A 20,485-nucleotide genomic window follows, 5' to 3' on the forward strand; every position below is an offset into this window, starting at 1 on the left:
TAAAAAGAATACAGAAAATATTAAGTTTTATTTCTAAGATAATTTTTCTTTAATGAAAGAAATCACTTTATCAAATACAGAAGAATTTTCATCTGAAGAATCTTTTACAGTAACTTTTTTAGATTCTTTTTTATCATTTTCTTTTTTGTTATCATTGGTTATTGGTTTAGTTTTAGCTATGAAATTTACTTTGCTTGTATTTTCTTCATAGTTTCCACTGAAATTATTTAAAGATTTTCCATAATCAGTTATTTCTTTTCCTAAGTCAGTTAAAGAATTAATTTTATCCATTGTATCTTTTAAAGAGCTTTCCATTTTTAATATTCCATCATTATGGAATTGACTCATTCCTTTTGCTAGTGTATCAGCTCCTTTAGAAAGTTCACCAGATGCAGAGGTTAAGGCAGAACTTGCATCTAGAAGTTTCTTTTTACCATCGACAAGTTGAGTTTTACCACCATTTAAACCACCAAGGCCTGTTTGAAGCTTTTCAACACCAGCAGTTACTTGATTAATACCATCCTTTAATTTACCAGCAGCAGCAACATATTCTTTTACACCGCTAGTATAAGCTGTAGCACCTTTTTCTAATTCACCCATCTTAGCAATAACACCTAAAAGAGCTTGCTTTTGAGGTAGACTGTCAGGTAAAGTTGAAGTAATAGAGCTAATACCTCCTTTTAAGGCACTTATAGCACCAAGTTGAGTATCAGCACCATTTATAAGACTTTGTCCCTTTTGAACAAAAACTTCAGCATTGCTACTTAAAGATTTACTTCCATCGTGTAGAGTATTAACACCACCAGCAGCTGAGTCAAGGCCTTTTAAGGCACTGTCAATACCATTCATGAAGGTACTAAGACCATTTTCAAATTCTTTCATTTTACTAGAGTAAGTTTTTTCACCTTCAGAAAGAGTGTTAGCTCCATCTAAAAGTTTTTTACTTGCATCCACTAAAGCATCAACATCAGAATTCATACCATTTAACTTATCTAAACCTTCAGCAGTACTTAAATCAGGTAGTTCTGTAGAAGTACCTAAATATATAGAAGGCATCTCAAAGTCTTTAATTGTTCCTTGAATCTCGATAGTATCATATGTTTTTATATCATCATATCCTTCAAGATTTTTATCCATTCCAGGAAGTAAAACTCCAACTACAACTTGTCTTTTACCATCACTAATAAGATGACCAGCTTCACTTACTTTTACATTTGAAATACAGTCTGCATTAAATGGTAAAATAGATAAAGTATAATAAGGTGCATAAATAGTTTTGTTTTCACCATTTATTTCTTTTTCTGTACACTGATTATTTTTTTGAGCAATAGATATTTTTAAATTTCCACTTTTACCACCTAACTCTTCAGGTTTTATTTCTTTATCATTTAGATAGTAAGTTATTTTAGTTTCAACTGGAAGTTCCTTTTTAGAACTTCCTTGATAAAATACATCTTCACCATTAGCATCCCAAGTAAGAATATCACCATCTTTTTTAGGGGTAACATCTCCCTTTAGGTTAGTTATATTTTCTAAATCGGATTTGTCTTTTACTGTTTTATCCCCATTAGTTTCTAAATGATTGCTAACAGTTATTTTGTTTACACTACCAGATGAATCCATTTCAACATAAACACTTTCGTTTTTAGTTGCAGCAAAAGCTGGAGTACAACTTAAAGAAAGCATTGTTATAGTAGAAAATAAACATATATATTTTTTATGTGATTTAAGCATTTTAAATTCCCCCTAAATATTAATTATTTGCAGTAACTTTCGAATTTTCAGATTTTTTTCTGAATAGTTTTTGGCATTTAAGAAGTATTGAAGGTAGTATAAATAATATAATTAACATACTTATAATTGCTCCTCTAGCCATCATAGCTGTTAAAGAGCTAATTAAGTCAATTTTAGATACAAATACAACCCCGATTGTAGCAGCAAAGAAAGATAAAGCACTGGTAACTATTGATTTTGCAGAAGAAGATAATGCTACTTTCATTGCTTCTGTTGCATTTTCATGATACTCTAATTCCTCTCTAAATCTTGTTGTAAGCAATATCGCATAGTCTACTGTAGAACCAAGCTGTATACAACCTATAACAATTGAAGATACAAAAGGAATTAAGGTTCCTGTATAAGCAGGTATACCCATATTAATTGATATAGCAAGTTCTATAGTAAGAACTAATATAGCAGCTAATAAAGGAGCTTTTAATACTATAGCAATAATTATAAATACAACAGCTATAGAAATAAGGTTTACAGTTTTAAAGTCTGTATCAGATATAGTTATTAAGTCATCAGTTAAAGGAGCTTCTCCAGTTATAAAAGAATCTGGATCATATTCCTTAAGAATTGAGCTTATTTCTTTTAGTTGTGCTCCAACTTCAGGTGATGCTGTAGAATATTCAGAGTTAACTAATATTCTTTCATATCCTCCACCAAAGAATATATTCTGAAAGTCTTCAGGAACCATGGATTGAGGAACCATAGGACCAATTATATTTGAGTAAGAAAGTACAGTTGAAACTCCATCAACATTTTCTATTCTTTCAATCATTTTATTTTTCTGATTTACAGGAATATTATCTTTAAATCCAATAAAATGAGTAGTTTGCATATCGTAAGTCTCTTTTAAATGATTGAGAGCTATAATAGAGTCCATATCTTGAGGCAATCCTCTATCGATATTATAGTAAACTTGAGTTTTAACTTGTCCATATATAGCTGGAACAGCAAGTACTAAAGCTAAAACTATAAATATAGTAGGTTTTTTAGTAACTATTTCAGATAGTTTCTTAAAAGATGGCATAAGTTCTTTATGGCTAAGCTTAGTAATAAGTGAATCAAAGCTTAAGATAAGTGCTGGTAATATTGTAAGAGTACAAATTATACCTAATAAAACACCCTTAGCCATAACTATGCCGATATCTTTACCAAGTCCTAATTTCATAAATACTAAAGTTAAAAATCCAGCTATTGTAGTTAAAGCAGCACCAGATACTGAAATTGCAGTATTTTTAATAGCAAGGGCCATAGCTTCCACTTTATCTAAGCCTTTCCCTTTTTCTTCTTCATAACGGTGAAATAAGAAAATTGAAAAGTCCATTGTTACTCCAAGTTGAAGTACACCAGCAATAGCTGCTGTTATATAAGATATTTCACCTAAGAAGTAGTTGGTTCCTAAATTATAAAGTACAGCGAATCCAATACCTAATAAGAATAATATAGGTATTAAGAATGAAGTTGAAGAAAGTATTAGAACTATTGCAGCAAGTACTACAGCAAGTACAACATAAAAACCTCTTTCGCCGTCAGCAACATTAATCATATCCTTCATAAGTGGAGCTATACCACTTAAGTGATACTTATCAGTATATTTTTCAGATATATTCCTAATTTCTTCAATAGCTGATAAAGTAACTTCATTAGCAGAAGAGTAAGATAGGTTTATAGGAACAAGAGTATAATCTCCTCTATAAACTAATTTCATAACATCCTCAGGTAACATATCCTTAGGTACATTAACATCAAGGGTATCTCTAATCCAAATTACTGAATCAACACCATTAACTTTTTTTATTTCGTCTACTATGTTAGAAATTTCATAATCTTTCATATTTTCTAAAACTAACATAGCAATTTGAGAAGAACCAAAGGAGTCTGTAATTATATCTTCACCCTTAACAGATTCCAAATCAGCAGGTAAGTATGTTAACAAGTCGTAGTTAGTTTTGGTAGCAGCCATTCCTAAGAAGGAAGGTATAGTTAAAAGTACTGCTAGTATAAGAACTAAAACTCTATGCTTACCTATGAATTTTCCTAGTTTGTACACATTTATCACCTCTTACATTAAAATAAAATCATTAAAAAATGACCATAGGTCATTTGATAAGAATACAATAACATTATTATGACCAATAGTCAACTTTTGATTGTTAAATTATAGTATATTAATAAATGTTATAATTTGTTAATATATATTTTCCATATTGTAAAAAGTTAAAGAATAATAAGAGCTTATTATAATAAAATGCAATAGTAATTTAATTATTAAGAGTTGAAGTTTTAAAATCTAGTATGATATTCAATAAGGTGTAAGAATAAGCTCAAGTACTTAAAAAAATAAAAATAAAAAATTGACCTTAAATGTTAAAAATTGTATTATAGCGTATGAAGGTACTATATAAATATAAAGCTAATTGGTTACGGTTTATTTTAATTAATGAGCAGAATTAATTAAAATATTATTTAGTGAGAAATATTTAATAAAATATATATTGTAAAGGAGGGGGAGTATGGATAGTAGAGTTAAATCATTAAGTGGGGGAAATTTGGATATAGATTTATCAAGTGAGAATGTTGATTGGAATCAGACTCAATGCCCGTGGAATGTTGAAGATAAGACTAAGGAGCATAAATGTGCTGTAAAGGGAATATCTATATGTAAATATTTTTGTGGGATTAAATTTTTAGATAGTGTACTTTGTAGTTATCCTTATGAAAATGAAGAAGTACTTACAAGAGAGGATATTGATAGAGATTTATTTAAGTAAAATGTTTAACTTCAAAAAGGCTGTTGCACTAGAAATCTTAATAACAATATAATATTATATTGTTAAGATATTTTTTAGTGAAACAACCTTTTTATTATATTTAGATTACTCTCTTCCAGATTTTAATGTTGCTTTTATGCTATCATACAAATGAGGCTTTAAATCTTCTATTGAAACGGGTTGATTTAATAAAATTGAGCTATAGCAAGTTGAACCAACCATTTCTATTATTATGAATAGTAGAACTTCTGCATTTTTAAACTTTATGTTTTGTCGTCTTGAAGATTCCATAAACAAATCATAATAACTATAAGATGACTTTTTATCTGTAGAATTTAATACCTTTTTATAAATTCCCCAAGAGAGATTTCTAGAAATCATTTTTAACAATAGTTTATCTTGAGAAAGCTCATCTATAATATGGTTTACTATGAAAATTACTTCATCATCGAAGTTAGAAATATCTTCTTTCAAATAATCTTCTATGGCTTTTTGAAAAAGCTCACTTGTTTTTTTTACTATAAGTTTATCCCTTATGTCATATTTATCTTTAAAATACAGATAAAATGTACCTTTCCCAACTCCAGCAATATCAACTATATCTTTAATAGCTGTATTATTTATTCCCTTAGTTGAGAATAAGTTAAAGGCGGTCTGAAATAACTTTTCTTCTTTTTGGCGTTTATTTTCTTCAACTTTTCCCATAAAGCCACCTCCTATTAAGTATAATAAAAATTAAAGTTATATTTGTCAAATAAGATTTTACACAAAGTTGCACTTAGCAATATAAACATAGATAAGTATATATTTTAACAGTGAATTTTCATTATATTTGAAAGTAATATTATTTAATAAAGATATTTTTACATTAGAATCTAGGTTATTAATTCAAACTTATATAATATATATTTAATTAAGCCTATTATGAAAAAGCATATTTTAAATAATATACAATAAGTATTAAAATACATAAAAATATCAATAAGGGAAATTAATGAAAAATAATTGTAATATACTGTTATTGACAACTATGGTTTTAATATATAATAATATTAATGTATGTTAAATTTCTATTAACAATATAAATTGGCATTCATTTAACGAAGGTTTCATATTTATATTAAGGGACGGTGAGAAAATGGAAGTTGGAAACACGAATAAGCTTTTAAGCAATAGAAAAAACCTTAGATTTAATTTAATATTTCAAGGAGTTATAGTAGGACTTATTACAGGCTTAGTTATAGTCTTGAATAGACTCGCTATAAGTAAATTTTCAGTTTTTTTTAAAACTTTATATGCTACGGCTAAGGGAAATCCATTAAAGGTTATAGGAGTATTCTGTATACTTATAGTGATGGGTTTAATAACAGGTTTTTTGGCAAGAAAAGAGCCTATGATTTCAGGAAGTGGTATTCCTCAAGTAGAAGGAAGATTACTTAGAAAACTAAAAATGAATTGGTTTACAATATTAATTTACAAGTTTTTAGGTGGAGTTATGGGACTAGCTGCGGGATTGTCTTTAGGAAGAGAAGGTCCTTCAGTTCAAATGGGTGCATCTATAGGAGAAGGAGTAAGCAAGGTATTTAAGAAAACACCTGTAAACAAGGAATTTCTTATTACATCCGGTGCTTCAGCTGGATTAGCAGCTGCTTTTAACTCACCCTTATCAGGTGTTATATTTGCCTTAGAAGAAGTTCATAGAAGCTTTTCACCTATGATTTTATTACCTGCTATGGCAGCTGCTTTAACATCAGACTTTGTAACAAAGCAGTTTTTAGGAGTTGAACCAGTTTTAAACTCTTCTAGATTGATTTCTTTACCACTAAGATATTATTGGACATTAATAATATTAGGAATTTTAGTTGGAGTTTCAGGCGTTCTTTTTTCAAAGGGTATACTTCTTTTTCAAGATATCTATGGAAAGTTTAAGAACTTAAGAGTTGAATTTAAAGTTGCAATTCCTTTTATAATAACAGGTGTTATAGGATTCCTTATACCAGACCTTTTAGGGGGAGGACACGATCTTATCATGTCTTTGTTTAACAACGACATGAGTATATATACTATGTTATTTTATTTTGGTATTAAATTTTTATTAGTACTTATATGTTTTGGATCAGGAGTACCAGGAGGTATATTTTTACCACTATTACTATTAGGAGCTTTATTAGGTAATATCTTTGGAGTAATTCTTAGTAATACATTTGGTATCCCAGAAATCTTTATTATTAATTTTATAATATTAGCAATGGCTGGACATTTTGCTTCTATAGTAAAATCTCCTATAACAGGTATAGTATTAATAATGGAGATGACAGGTTCCTTTGAACAATTATTATCAGTATCTTTAGTTGTATTTGTATCATATATTGTTTCAGATATTTTCAAAAGTGATCCAATATATGAATCATTACTGGAAAGATTATTAAAGCGTGTAGGAGTTTCTAAAGCTAAGGAAAGTGCTAACAAAACTTTATTTGAAATTGGTGTTGAAGTAGGTAGCTATGTTGAGGGAAAACTTATAAAGGAATTAAATTTTCCAGAGGAATGTTTATTAGTTGCTATTAAGAGAGGGAACGAAGAAATTATTCCTAAAGGAAATGTTACTATCTTAGGTGGCGATTATCTTGTAGTATTAGTAAGTGATAATAAGGTTGCTAGTATGCTAGATGAATTTAAGAGTTTAACCTTAATGGATTAGAACTATGAAGTCAATAATGTACTTAAGAATTTATTAAAGCTTAAGTATTAGTATTGAAGAGTAAGTTTTTGAATAAAAAAGTGAGAATCAAGTAATTTATCATTCTTGATTCTCACTTTTTTTAACATCCTCTTGTATAGCCACCAAATTTTAATATAGTACAACCTTCAAATGGATTAGCAGTACCTACAAATAAAGCATTTTCTTTAGTTACTACCAAACTTCTTATACCATAATCATAGTGATTACCAAATCCATTTTGAGTTATTGGAGCAAAACTAACTCCATTCACGGTTGAGTATAAATCACATCCGAAGCTTTTCTTATGACTCATAAATCTGCTAAGGTTTGCCTTTATGCGTTTTTGGACTTCCTCAAAGGATTCTCCAATTGGATATTTTTCTAAGATCTTATTAAATAAATGCTTATTTTTTATTGCCATTTCTATAATAGGTTCAACACATACTGCAGCATTAAAGGTACCTACATATAGTCTGTTATTGTAAACCTTTAGCTGCCAAATGTAAAAGTTGTAAGGGTCATTAAAGCCAGAGGATAAACCACTTAAAGCATTACCTCTCATACCTGTTGTAGGATAAGTTGGACGCAAAGGTGTTCCACCAACTACAACTTCCCATTTATCAGCAGTGTTAACTCTAATTAAGTCAGCGCCTTTAGGAACTACAAAAGGTATTAATTTAGTAGGGTCTGTAGCGGTACCTATATAAAGATAATTATTAAATACCTCCATGCTTATAGGACATTCATTAGTAGCATCTCCAGCTCCTTTATCAACCACTAATACCCATTTATTAATTTCGGGTTCTTCACCTTCAGTTCTCCAAATCATAAAACCTTCCTTGGATTCAGTACCAACATAAAGATGATCATTAAATTCAGCCATACTCCATATGTTTCCTATAGGATTTTTACCAAAAATTTCAGGGGTACTTTCTAACTTCCATCCAAATAATTCAGGGTCATAGGAAGAATATAAAAGTGATGGTGAATTAAGTTTAGCAGAATTATTTATAACGCCCATATAAAGTTTATTTTTATATTGAAGCATAGATCTACAAGAAAGACCCTTTCCTAATTTGTTAGGTACTTCAAACCAGTTAACTCCATTAGTTGATTTTAAAATCTTAATTCCATCCTTACACATTCCTGAAGCATACATAACAGGTTTTACACCTAAGGATTTGAATTTTTGTAAGTATCTAAATCCATATATAGTAGGTTCTTTATCTGTAGCCTCAGGGGCTTTATACACTCGTTCCATAGGAAGTGAACCATCTTTTTTATATCTCCATATTTCTGCTGCCATATCCTTATTAGTAGACATGAAATCAATAGCTACTTTTAAATCAGGAAACATAGAGGTAGCAAGAGAACTTATTAAGTTACGTCCAGTTCCAACATAGATATAATCTCCAAATTCACACATAGACCAAGCATAATTATTTTGACGGCCATTATCTAGGTCTTCACTATCAAAACCTCTGTAAGGTGAGATGTGGGTATAATTTTTCATATCAATCACTCCTATAATTGATTAAGTATAACATCCAAGTCAATGTACTCAAATTAACTTAAACACATTTTTAAATTGGTATATATTACCATAATATACTTTGGTGTCAGTAAAGTTACTTTAAATTATAGATATAAATAAAATAAAAGAAGTAAAGGTGATATATTAAAGGATTCATTACTGTAAAAATAAAGACATCTCAAATTAAGATGTCTTTATTTTTCTCTTATTTAGCTGTATCTTCAGTAACCTTTGATGCACAAAGTTTTTTAGCAGTGGCTAACTTTTGAAATAAAACAAGTTCTAATTTTGTTATGGCATCTATAGTTTGTTTAACAGATGCATTGACATTTAAAAGGTCTTGTTTAGTAGGATTTAACTTAAGCATTTGTTGAATTTTTTCTCCTTCTGCATTTATTATATGAGAAAGAGCAGTTTCTTCTAAGGCTATTGACTCAATAAGGTCTATAACGGATTGGCTACAGTGTTCAGGTGGTGTAGGTGGTTCAGGTGGTGTTGTAGGTTTGTATAAACCAGCATTAGCATTTAAATATTTTGCACCTGCTGTTAAGGTTATTGTTCCTGACATTCCAGTTGAGGGATTAGCACAGGAGTTTTTACTGTCATCTGTGCCTACATTCGGAGTTGTAAAGTCATATCCATCTGGTTTTATAAATTGAACATGATAGGTTCCAGGTTTCAAACCACTGAACAAATAATAGCCAGATTTATCGGTACTAGGATTAGTAGTTGTATAAGTTGTAGCTACAACTTGTCCTGCACTATTTAGTAAATTAACCTTAGCTCCATTTATTCCACTTTCATCAGAATCTTGTAATCCATTATGATTTATATCATCCCATACATAGTCACCTATTTCAGCATCTGTAGGTGAAGGTTCTTCTACTTTAATACCAACTTTGATAGGCTCAGCTGGCAATTGTGGTTCATAGGAGCTTGTATTAGGGTTGTATAAAGAGTTTCTATAAGCAAAACTGTTCCAAGCTATATCTCCAGGTTTTACACCAGGTGGAACCATGGCAGGTATAGATATGATTATTGATTGTCCAGATTTTAAAATGGTGGTAGGAGAAGTTAGCTTTAAAGCAGCTATTTTAGTTGGAGGGCTAGGAGCTATAGAGGTCCAAGTACCAGTTCCAACGCTTTCTCCTGTTTTCTCTTGTGCTGAGAATCTAATAGGGTCATAGTTAGTAGAATATTGAATTTCAAGATCTGGATTAGGATCGTTAGGATCCGCTGGACTTAATATAGCCTTAATAACACCTTTGGGATAAACTGGAAAATGGGACTCTCTAGCTTGATTAACTATAACACCAGTATCTCCTACATGTGGAAGAATATCTATCAATTCTATATTTTTTGAGTTGAATGGTGTAGAGTTTTTTATTACTATTTTATATTCTAAGGATCCACCATTAGTTGTTTTACCAGATTCGGGATAGGTTGTATAGATTGTATCTAAGGCTCCTTTTACATACTTATTGCAACTTAAAGAGTTAATACCAGCTACCTGAGTAGAAGTTGGATTACTTTCAACTACTGGTTGAGAAGTTATTCCATTACCTAATAAGTCATTATTATCAATAGTAGGTGGAGTTCCAGCGGGAGGTTCTACAGTACCAGTTGCATTACCAAAAACTCCTCTGTTAGATAAATTACCAGAGGTTGAACTATCAATTTTTGCAGTAAAATACACACCTATAGTACTGTTTTGAGGTGCTTTAAAGTCCTTAGGGAAAGTAAATCTAACTAAGGTTCTGCCTGTGTTGTTGTAGTTCTTTAAAGTGGTTACAGTAATTGGAGGATTATAATCAGATTCTCCAGTGGCACCATTGTGGAAGAGGCTTCCGGTCATGCTTACAAAGCTTACTCCTGCTGGTAATAAGTCTGCTAATATAGGTCCTGTTATTGTACTTTGAGCTGTAGCACTAAGTGTATAATTTAGATCATCGCCAGGACTAGCAGAAGATTTATCAACAGATTTAACTAAGGAACCAATACTCTTATTACTTATATTAGTAGTTGCGCTTCCTGCTGGACCAGTTACAGGACCACTTTCAGTATTATAGGTTACTGTTGCTGTGTTAGTAATTGTAGGCTTAGCATAATTAGAATCTACAGTACCAGATACTGTAGGACCATTACTAGTATTCATGGCAGAAGGTAAATTAGATATTAACCATTTTATTTGAGTGTACTTTTCTCCTACTGGTAAAGTTGGTAAAGTAACTTTAGTAGAACTGTCACCGCTATAAGTGCCTAAGGTTGTATAATTAGTTCCACCATCAGTTGAATATTCTAATTTTACAGTACCGCCTACTGGGATATTCGCAGTAGTTAAGGTGTAAGCGCCTGTAGTTACAGAGGATGGTGTGAAACCATCAGGTATATTATCGACAAGAGAAACATTATTTAAATCGGTATTACCAACATTAGTAGGAAGTAGTTGGTAAATAATTTGATCACCAGGAGATGCGTAAAGTGGTCCTGTTTTTCCTGCATTAGCTTGAGCTTTAGGTGAAGCTATAGTAGCGCTATTAGAAGCTGGTGTTTTATTTTCTCCATTAACATTCCAATTAGCAGTATTATTTAGAATAGTTCCAGGTTTTGCATCCGCATTAACTTTGGCTTTAAAGTAAATTATATAATCGGTTCCGTTGTATTTAGGCAAAGTAAAGCTTATTGAGTTATTTGCAGCATCAACGGTACCCTTTAAGCCATTATACTGAGGATTACCGGAGTCATAAGGCGAAGCATCTTGACCTACAGGTAAAAATGATGAATCTACAGTAAGCCAGCTAGGAAGTTTATCAGTTATAGTTACATTGTTAATGCTTGAGCCAGCTATACCATTCCCGCCTTCACCTTGAAGGAGATTTTTAAGATTTAAAGAGTATACAACAGAGTTTCCAGGTGATGGATTTTGAGTGAAAGGAGAATATAATTGTTTTTGTAAATGAAAATCAGCTTTATTAATATAGGTTACTGGTGGAGCTGATGAGCTTGAATCTAAGGCTCCATTAATATAAAGGTGCGAGGTATTTGTAAAGGTAGAATTATAAGCTGTTGAAGGATTAAAACTAGCACCTACATTAATATTTACAATTTGCCCAAAGGCTTCGTTAGGATTAAGGGTGAAGGTAAGCAATGTACCACCCGCTTGTGGAGTTTGGGTAATTGACTGTATAGGGGGAGTTACAGGTGGTAAAGTATAGTTAATATTACTAGGAATAAAGTCTTCTACTTTAGCAGAGCCTAAACTTCCTACTATACCACTAAAACTAGAAGTTATAGTATAGTTAAAGTTTTCATTTAACCCAACTTTGGTTTTGTCTACAGTTTTAGATATAGATGAAACTGAAAGACCTGTGTTATTTGATTCATTTGGCATATAATCACCTCAATTTTTAATAGGCCAATTTGTAGAACTTACATAAATCTTCATAGCAATTTAAGATAAAATTGAATTTAAATATAAATTATACTTTATACTGGAATTATAAAACATATTCAACTTCATTAATATATAATATGACAATTTTTTATTAGGTGACAATGAATATTAAAACTTGATAATTATAAACATAAAAATAAGTATGATTTATGTATAAAAATTTACAAAATGTAAAAAAATATATAACTTTAGTTAATTGACAATAATAGTTTAAAATACTACAATGAAATAAGTAAAAAATCGTAGTTTATATATATTTATAAATTATTAAATATTTATGCGAAAGGATGATTAAATATGGCAGTTTTAGTAGCAGGTGGTATGGGGTATATAGGTAGTCATACAACAGTAGAGCTTTTAAACAAGGGATATGATGTAATCATTGCAGATAACTTATACAATAGTAAAGAATTAGTTAAAGACAGAATAGAGAATATAACAGGAAAAAATGTACAATTCATTAATATAGACTTAACAGTAGAAGAAGATGTAGATAAATTATTTGCTGAAAATAAAATAGAGTCAGTAATACATTTCGCAGCATTAAAGGCTGTTGGAGAATCAGTAGAAAAACCCTTAGAATATTATTATAATAACCTAACTAGTACTTTAGTTATGTTAAGAGTTATGAGAAAGTATGGAGTTAAGAATTTTGTATTTAGTTCTTCAGCAACAGTTTATGGAGATGCTAAGGTTGTTCCAATAGTAGAAGAGTCACCTCTATCTGCAACTAATCCATATGGTCAAACTAAATTAATGATAGAAAATATATTAAGAGATTTATACAAATCAGATAATTCATGGAATATAGCACTTCTACGTTACTTCAATCCAATAGGAGCACATGAAAGTGGTACAATTGGAGAGGATCCAAGTGGAATTCCTAATAATTTAATGCCTTATATAACTAAGGTAGCTATTGGGGAACTTAAGGAATTAAGTGTATTTGGTGATGATTATAATACTCCAGATGGAACAGGTGTCAGAGATTATATACATGTTGTAGATTTAGCTAAAGGACATATTAAGGCTTTAGAAAAATTAAACACAAACTCAGGGTTAGTTACATATAACCTAGGTACAGGTAAAGGGTATAGTGTTTTAGATTTAGTAGAAGCTTTTTCAAATGCTAGTGGTAAAAAGGTTCCATATAAAATTGTAGGAAGAAGAGCAGGGGATATAGCTACTTGCTATGCTGATCCAACTAGAGCAAATAATGAATTAGGATGGAAAGCAGAAAAAGGAATAGAAGATATGTGCAGAGATTCATGGAGATGGCAAAGCTCAAATCCAAAGGGATATAATGTAGAAGAATAATTATGATGAAATAAATTATTTTTGAAAAAGGTTATCTTAGGGTTTTTTAAGATAACCTTTTTATATTATATAGTGTTATTTTTTATGAATAACTTGAGTATGTTCAATAAATAATTATCTATATACATATAGAATAAAAAGAAAAGTTTTACAATTTAATTAAACATATGTAAGTAACATACTAAATATGCTATAATAGCAAATATAATTCATAAAAATATATAATAATTAGTATTGATGTAGTATTATAGTGAATAAAAAAATGTACTCACATAACTTAATAAAATATTTTAGTGAATTCTCTTGAAAGTGACTCGAAACTTTAAATTCAATTAATAGATAATTCTTAAAATATATCTTAAAATTTTCACAATTAATATGATGCGAGGGTAAAAGAATGAAGAAAAAAACTAAAAAAACTTTGATAATCACAGGTATAAGCATTTTAATTGCTATGGCAGTAGTAGTAGCAAGTGGCTTTGGTTACTTATATTATCAACTTTCTAAAATAGAAAGTGAGCCTATAACCAAAGAACCTGAAGAATTAGCAATAACAAAGGAAACTGAGGAAAAATCAAAGCAAGAGGATATAATTAACATAGCATTATTCGGTATTGATGCTAGAGATTTAGAAGGAAATGACCCTTCAAGATCTGATGCTATAATGGTTTTATCTATAGATAAAAAGGATAAGACTATAAGACTCTCTTCAATCATGAGAGATACATATGTAACCATTAAGGGAAGAGAAGGAAAGGATAAGTTGAATCATGCTTATGCATTTGGACAAGGTGAATTAGCTATAAATACTATAAACTCTAACTTTAATTTAGATATTAAGGATTATATATCTGTTAATTTCTATGGATTAGAGAAAATAGTGGATCGTCTTGGTGGAGTTACAATAGATGTAAAACAAGAGGAAATTCAATATATAAATAGTATGGCAAGTGGGATGGCTAGTGCAGAAGGGAAAACTGTAAAACCTATAAGTGCACCAGGTCCACAAACTTTAAACGGTATACAAGCTGTTGCTTATGGAAGAATAAGAAGCACTGCTGGTGGAGATTATGTAAGAACTGATAGACAAAGAACAGTACTTATGGCAGCTATAAATAAATGCTTAAAAACATCTCCTATGGAAATGTACAGTGTTGCTACTGAACTTATACCATATGTTAAAACTAGTATGTCACCAAGTTCAATTTTAAGTTTAGGTAAGGATATACTATTATCTGGAGTTAGCAATGTAGAGGAAAATCGCTTCCCTCTTCAAGATAAGTGCAAAGGTGATTTAATTAATGGGGTATCATATATAATTACTGATTTAAATGAAACTTCAAAAGATATCCACAAATTTATATATGGGGAAGAATAAAAAATAAATAAGTCATAAAGGATGTAAGGAATAAATTAATGTAGATATTTCTTACATCTTTTTTTGTGTTCAAAAACTTAATTATAAAAGTCTCTTATGAGTTTGATACCAGGAATAACTAGACTGTGATGAGTTTTCTAAATAATAGAAAGTACAACACTAACTAAACTTCTATGAGTACTAATATATTTTTTAGATTAAGCTTTTTAAAGTACAGATAAATAGTGTATTATAGTATAAAATTTTACTAAATACATTATTAATTGACAAAATTTTAAATATTTATTATAATAAGTTTTGAAAAATAAAGTTCTAAAAAGAAATTTAATCAATAAATGTTATAATATGTTGAAAAATATTTTACATATAAATTTTTAAAATTGAATATGAAGTTAAGGTGCCTTTAAAAAGGAGAATAGGGAAGTGGGTTTAAATCCCACACGGACCCACCACTGTAGTTGCGGACAAGTCTTTAATAAATCACTGTAAGTTTTATGGGAAGATTAAGATGAGGAGGATGCATAAGTCAGGAGACCTGCCTTAATGTACTAGTTATGTTTTTCATGGGGAGTATGAAAAGCAAGATTTTGATGGCTTAATATGGGAAAGTCTCTTAGTTTTTACTAAGAGGCTTTTTTTACTTATGTTTATAAATAGTTTTTAATAAATATTTTGTGGAGGTTAGGAAGAAAAAATAAATTAAAAGCTATATATATATATTTAGTTTTAAGGGGGATTTATTTTGAAAAAGAAGTTTAAGTTGATGAGTATTTTCTTGGTATTTTTATTTTTGGTAAATTTCATGACGCCAATTAATGCCATGGCTTTTGAAGGAGAAGAAGAAGCTTTATTAAAGGAGATTAATGAGATAAGAGCAGAAATATCAAATAATAGTGATGTAGATTACTTAAGATATTTAACTTTTAGAGCACTAGATGAACCAATAGACATAAATAATTTATATTTAGGTGATACTAAAAGACCATTAGTATACTGTCAAAATATAATAAAATTATTTGCTGCAAAAGCAGATTTTACTAAGGAAGAAAACTCAATATATGTTAATGAACTTAAAGAGTCTTTAGGTGAAAAAGGGTTTATTTTAGATAAAGCTGCAGAAGCAATGAGGGTAGATTTAGATTTAAAGGGTACATCTCTTGGAATTATAGCTTTAAATATGGTAAAGGAAGACTATGATAAGGATTTAGCATTTAGAGTTTTATGTAAGTATATAGATAAAGAAAGTGATGGAACTGACAGTAACTCAATACAATCTCTTTGTCTTTCACTTATAGCTTTAAAAGCTTTTGACAATGGAGATGAATACATAAATAAGGTAAAGGAAAAATTACAATATTGTAATACAGAAGGAAAAATTACAGGTGAGTACTGTGATGATTTTGGATGTGAGAGTGAGCAGGAGATATTTTATAATTCATTAATGATTCAAGCTCTTGTAGCATTAGGTGAGGATCCAACTTCAGAAGAATGGACTGATGAAGGTAAAAATTTACTAGATGGATTAAGAGATTTTGAAGTTAGAAATGAAAGTGAAAAAATATCAAAGTTAGCAGCTCTTGTAGATTACTATAACTTTAAATATAAAAGTAAACCATCAATGTATTTTCAAGAATATAAAACTGTTTATCCAAAGAGTATTAAGTTTAATGAAGAAAGAATAAAGTGCAAGATTGGAAAGGAAACGGAATTAGATTTTCAAGTTTATGATAATAACGGAGATTTAATGGCACTAAAAGATGTAGTATTAAAAAGCAGTGATGAAGGTATTATTTCAATAAATAATGATAAAATATTACCGCTTAAAGAAGGTGTTGCCACAATAGAGGTTTCATTAAAGGACCATGGTAATATAAAGACTTCAATTGAAGTGGAGGCTTATTCACCTAAGGTAAGTACTATTGAAATAAAAGTAAATGAAGAAGAGTTGCCACTAAAGGTTAAGGATAATACTACATTAAGCATTTTAACATTAGATGAAGATGGAGATGAGGTAAAAGACTCAAAAGTTATCTTTGAAAGTGATAATGAGAAGGTTGCAATAGTAAATGAAGGTGGAGTGGTCTTTGGAAAAAATGAAGGTTTTGTAAATATAAAAGCTTATGTTAAAGATAATGAGTCAGTTTCTACATCAATTAAAATTCAAGTTACTAAAAGCTTAGGATTAGATGAAATAACTAAAGATCAAGAAGCTTTGGTAAAAAAACAAATAGATGATCTTTTACTTCATTATAAAGAACAAGTTTCTGTTGAGGGGATAGCTTCTTTAGCTTTAAGTAAGTTTTCAGTAGATAAGAAAATTTATATAAGCAGAAACCTTGCAACTTGTTATGATTATGCCAAGGCATTATTTGCATTAAAAGGTTCCAATGGAGATTTTACAAACTATAATGGAAGAAATTTATTAGAAGAACTAGCATCATCTCAAGTTAAAGAAGGAGAAGATAAGGGGTTATTTATTAAAAATTACCTAGATAAAACTAACTTAGCTTATCAAAGCTATGCAGTATTAGCCTTAGATTTATGTGGCTGTAAATATGATAAGGATGCTGCTTTAGAAGGAATTATTAAATTGTATAAGAACGGAAAATATAATGTGAACTCCTTTAGTGATGCAGAAAGCAAAGCTGTATTCATAACTATGCTAGCTGGATGTAAAAGAACTAAAGAAATAGATAAAATTACAAAAGAAATAGTTACGGAATTTAAAAATGACTTCAACAATAATGTTGCTTTAAATAGCAGAATGGAACCTAGAGCTATAAGTATGGTAATTGAAGCTTTAGTTGCAAATAACATAAGTCCAATGGGAAAAAGTTTTACTAATAAAGAGGGTAAAAATTTAGTAGACAATTTATTAAAATATAGATCTACAAAATTAAAATATGAAGAGAAGATAGGTGGCTTTACCAATGGTAAAGGTGAAGTTACTTATGATGAAAGTACTTCTTATGGATTTACAGCGCTTACAGAGTTATATACTAAAAAATCTATCTTTGGAGTTAAATCCTCACTAGAAATGGAAGAGGAAGATCCACCAGTTATTACAATAGAAGGTATTAAAAATAATGAATTATATAGAGATGATGTAAATGTAAAAATAACTTCAACAAAGGGAAATAACTGGACTGCAACATTAAATGATAAACCTTTTAAAGGAGAAGAAATTTCTCACTCTGGAATTTATACTTTAGTAGTACAAGCTATTGATGAAAATGGAAATAAAAGCAGTGAAACTTTAAAATTTATAATTGATAAAAACCCTAAAAGTAATATTAGAGTAAGGATTGAAGGAAGAGATAAAATTTTACTTAATGAAGATGTTATGGTAGGAGATGGAATAGAAAACATTTTAGATTTATTAAAACTTTCTGTTGGTTGCGATGGTGTTGAAGGAAAAAGTAAAGGGGATTCAGGATATTTTGTAACATCAATATTAGGTACTGTTCAAGGAGATAACTATGGGTGGTGTTATGCTTTAGTTAAAGATAATACTATAAACATGCCTATGGTATCTATGGATAACTTTAAAGAGTTAAAAGATAAAGATGGAAATATGCAGTATGATGAATTAATATTTTTCATTGCTGATTATATTGATGCTAATATTATAACTAAACTTCCTAAACTAGAATATAGAATAAATGATGATAAGATTAATTTAAAATTATCTACTTCAGATGGAGTAGTAAAAAATAAACCTGTTATCATAAATAAAAAAGATTATACAACTGATGATAATGGTGAGATAAACTTAGAAAAGAAAACAATAAATGGTGATGTATTAGAAATTTATATTGGAGAAAGAGATGAAGAAAAAGGTGGTATATTAATAGTACCACTTAACTTTAAAATAACTCTAGAAAATACTAAAAAGATATTACCACAGCTTGAATATAAAGAAAATAAAAATGAAGTAACTTTAAAATTCTTTAGTAATGAAGGAGTTTTAAAAAATCAACTTGTAATGATAAATGGAGATAAGTATAAAACAGATGATAATGGTGAAATAACATTACAACAAAAAAACTTAAAGGATAGGACTTTAAAAATAGCATTGAGTGATGAAAAAATAATACTAACTAACTTTGATGTTAAGTTACAAAGTATTAAGGAAGAAGCAAAGGATGATAGTATAAAAGAGGAAGATTTGAATGAGAATAATACTAAAAACGAATCTTCCAAGGAAGAAGTTAATAATAGTGTAAGTTCTATTGAAAATAAAAAAGAAGAATCTAATAACAGTGTATCAGAATCTATTGAAAATAATGTTTCAAAGGATGAATTTATTACTGTAAAAGAAGAAAGTTCTTTACAAAATAATAGGGATAAAAATCCTATATATAATCAACTTTTAAGTATAGGGGAAATAACTACTGCAAATAAAATAGAAAATAAAACATCAAATGAAGTAAACAAATGGACGGATATAACTACTTCTAAAAAAGATGAAAATGATACTGAAAGTAAGAAAATCGAAGAGGAAACTAAAGAGAATAAAAGTGAAATTAAAAAAGAAAACACATCAGAAAAGAAAAAGGAAGATAAAAATGAAAGTGAATTAATAGCTAAAAACACTGATAAAATAAAAATTATAGCAGTTATAGTAGCATTTTTAATAATAGTAGCTGGAGTTTTAATAGTAAGGAAAAAAAAGTATAACTAAAGTTAAGTGAGCATTTACCATAGGTAAATGCTTATTTTTATTTTGTGTAATATAGATAGGTGATATAATTGTTATTGAGTTATTAAATACTGACTTTTTCATAAAAAATATTAATTATTTCAATACACTTTCCTTTAATTCTTTTAGCAATCAAGGTTTTAGAATATTCTACACGTATTATATTGACAAGAAGCTTTTTAATATAGCAATAAAGGAGGAGTATAAACATGAATTACTTAATCAAAAGTGTTTCAACGAAAGAAGAACTTGAGGAAGCTTTTAATTTATTTAAAAGGATTTTTATAGGTATGCCTGTGGTTGATAATCCAGAATATTCTTTTGAAAAATGGCAAGAGCGTATGAAAGATTACGGTGATTTGATGCTCTACGCAAGTATAGACAATCAAGTAATAGGTATTGTTTTTGGTAGAGTTAATGATAACTATAGTATTACAATGGGACCGGTGGCTGTGCATGAAGATTATAGAGGACTTGGAATAGCAAAAGAGATGGTTCCTCTACTTGAAGAACGAGCAGTTCAGCATGGAATTCATACTATTAATCTTGGTGCCGTTGAATCTGCAGAAAGGTTTTATAGCAAGCTAGGATATATAGGTTCATTATTAATACAGTCTCAAAGCCATAGAATAGAACAATTACTTTCATTAAATAATAATAGATATAAAGTTAAATTTACAAATATATATGAGGGCAAGGTTAATCAAGTATGCTTACAATTAAGGGAGCCAGATAGAGAGTTGCAGAAAGAATATGAGAAAACTTTTTTAGGGTGCTATACACAGATGATATATTCTAAAAATATTTAGACTAAATAATAAA

Annotated in this window: 11 protein-coding genes and 1 riboswitch; of the genes, 6 read left to right on the forward strand and 5 right to left on the reverse strand. The window is 29.5% G+C overall.

Going from position 1 to position 20,485, the window contains the following annotated elements; genetic code table 11:
• Positions 1-33: 33 nt before the first annotated feature.
• A complete protein-coding gene (locus tag BUA48_RS04690; RefSeq protein ID WP_072830649.1) occupies positions 34-1,734 on the reverse strand; it encodes a hypothetical protein in 1,701 nt (566 codons plus the stop codon).
• Between the two features lie 19 nt (positions 1,735-1,753).
• On the reverse strand, positions 1,754-3,835 hold the full coding sequence (locus tag BUA48_RS04695; RefSeq protein WP_072830651.1) for an efflux RND transporter permease subunit: 2,082 nt from the start codon (positions 3,833-3,835) through the stop codon (positions 1,754-1,756).
• Between the two features lie 463 nt (positions 3,836-4,298).
• Between BUA48_RS04695 and BUA48_RS04700 the strand changes: the two genes are divergently transcribed.
• Entirely contained in the window at positions 4,299-4,556 is a 258-nt protein-coding gene (locus BUA48_RS04700) for a hypothetical protein (RefSeq protein WP_072830653.1), read from the forward strand.
• A 105-nt stretch (positions 4,557-4,661) separates the two neighbouring features.
• On the opposite strand, the gene BUA48_RS04705 is transcribed toward BUA48_RS04700, so the two are convergent.
• Positions 4,662-5,261 (reverse strand): TetR/AcrR family transcriptional regulator, encoded by a 600-nt coding sequence (locus tag BUA48_RS04705; RefSeq protein WP_072830655.1) that lies wholly within the window; start codon positions 5,259-5,261, stop codon positions 4,662-4,664.
• A 433-nt stretch (positions 5,262-5,694) separates the two neighbouring features.
• On the opposite strand from BUA48_RS04705, the gene BUA48_RS04710 reads away from it, so the two are divergent.
• On the forward strand, positions 5,695-7,257 hold the full coding sequence (locus tag BUA48_RS04710; RefSeq protein ID WP_072830657.1) for a ClC family H(+)/Cl(-) exchange transporter: 1,563 nt from the start codon (positions 5,695-5,697) through the stop codon (positions 7,255-7,257).
• 121 nt (positions 7,258-7,378) lie between these two features.
• On the opposite strand, the gene BUA48_RS04715 is transcribed toward BUA48_RS04710, so the two are convergent.
• Together BUA48_RS04715 and BUA48_RS04720 are read right to left on the reverse strand one after the other, a co-directional pair.
• Complete coding sequence (locus BUA48_RS04715) at positions 7,379-8,791, reverse strand: hypothetical protein (RefSeq protein WP_072830659.1); 1,413 nt, start codon at positions 8,789-8,791, stop codon at positions 7,379-7,381.
• A gap of 226 nt (positions 8,792-9,017) precedes the next feature.
• The gene (locus BUA48_RS04720) at positions 9,018-12,203 is read right to left on the reverse strand and encodes an SdrD B-like domain-containing protein (protein WP_072830661.1); all 3,186 of its coding nucleotides are present in this window, start codon (positions 12,201-12,203) and stop codon (positions 9,018-9,020) included.
• A 360-nt stretch (positions 12,204-12,563) separates the two neighbouring features.
• On the opposite strand from BUA48_RS04720, the gene galE reads away from it, so the two are divergent.
• The 4 genes from galE to BUA48_RS04740 all read left to right on the forward strand — a co-directional run bounded on the left by galE (position 12,564) and on the right by BUA48_RS04740 (position 20,472).
• Positions 12,564-13,583, forward strand: a complete 1,020-nt coding sequence (galE, locus tag BUA48_RS04725; protein WP_072830663.1) for a UDP-glucose 4-epimerase GalE — start codon at positions 12,564-12,566, stop codon at positions 13,581-13,583.
• A 397-nt stretch (positions 13,584-13,980) separates the two neighbouring features.
• The gene (locus BUA48_RS04730; RefSeq protein ID WP_072830665.1) at positions 13,981-14,961 is read left to right on the forward strand and encodes an LCP family protein; all 981 of its coding nucleotides are present in this window, start codon (positions 13,981-13,983) and stop codon (positions 14,959-14,961) included.
• A gap of 378 nt (positions 14,962-15,339) precedes the next feature.
• Positions 15,340-15,518: riboswitch (cobalamin riboswitch) on the forward strand.
• Positions 15,519-15,703: 185 nt separating this feature from the next.
• Positions 15,704-19,645, forward strand: coding sequence for an Ig-like domain-containing protein (locus BUA48_RS04735; RefSeq protein WP_072830667.1), 3,942 nt, complete (start codon positions 15,704-15,706; stop codon positions 19,643-19,645).
• A 227-nt stretch (positions 19,646-19,872) separates the two neighbouring features.
• Positions 19,873-20,472 carry a GNAT family N-acetyltransferase gene (locus tag BUA48_RS04740; protein ID WP_072830669.1) on the forward strand — a complete coding sequence of 200 codons (600 nt, stop codon included), beginning with the start codon at positions 19,873-19,875 and terminating at the stop codon, positions 20,470-20,472.
• The last annotated feature ends 13 nt before the right edge of the window (positions 20,473-20,485 follow it).

This window comes from Clostridium collagenovorans DSM 3089, assembly GCF_900130005.1.
GTDB lineage: Bacteria > Bacillota > Clostridia > Clostridiales > Clostridiaceae > Clostridium_D > Clostridium_D collagenovorans.

Excerpts from the sequence above, each read along its gene's own strand:
- BUA48_RS04705 (WP_072830655.1), bottom strand. The coding sequence starts at position 5,261 with ATGGGAAAAGTTGAAGAAAATAAACGCCAAAAAGAAGAAAAGTTATTT.
- BUA48_RS04730 (WP_072830665.1), top strand. The coding sequence starts at position 13,981 with ATGAAGAAAAAAACTAAAAAAACTTTGATAATCACAGGTATAAGCATT.
- galE (WP_072830663.1), top strand. The coding sequence starts at position 12,564 with ATGGCAGTTTTAGTAGCAGGTGGTATGGGGTATATAGGTAGTCATACA.
- BUA48_RS04715 (WP_072830659.1), bottom strand. The coding sequence starts at position 8,791 with ATGAAAAATTATACCCACATCTCACCTTACAGAGGTTTTGATAGTGAA.
- BUA48_RS04710 (WP_072830657.1), top strand. The coding sequence starts at position 5,695 with ATGGAAGTTGGAAACACGAATAAGCTTTTAAGCAATAGAAAAAACCTT.
- BUA48_RS04700 (WP_072830653.1), top strand. The coding sequence starts at position 4,299 with ATGGATAGTAGAGTTAAATCATTAAGTGGGGGAAATTTGGATATAGAT.
- BUA48_RS04720 (WP_072830661.1), bottom strand. The coding sequence starts at position 12,203 with ATGCCAAATGAATCAAATAACACAGGTCTTTCAGTTTCATCTATATCT.
- BUA48_RS04690 (WP_072830649.1), bottom strand. The coding sequence starts at position 1,734 with ATGCTTAAATCACATAAAAAATATATATGTTTATTTTCTACTATAACA.
- BUA48_RS04740 (WP_072830669.1), top strand. The coding sequence starts at position 19,873 with ATGAATTACTTAATCAAAAGTGTTTCAACGAAAGAAGAACTTGAGGAA.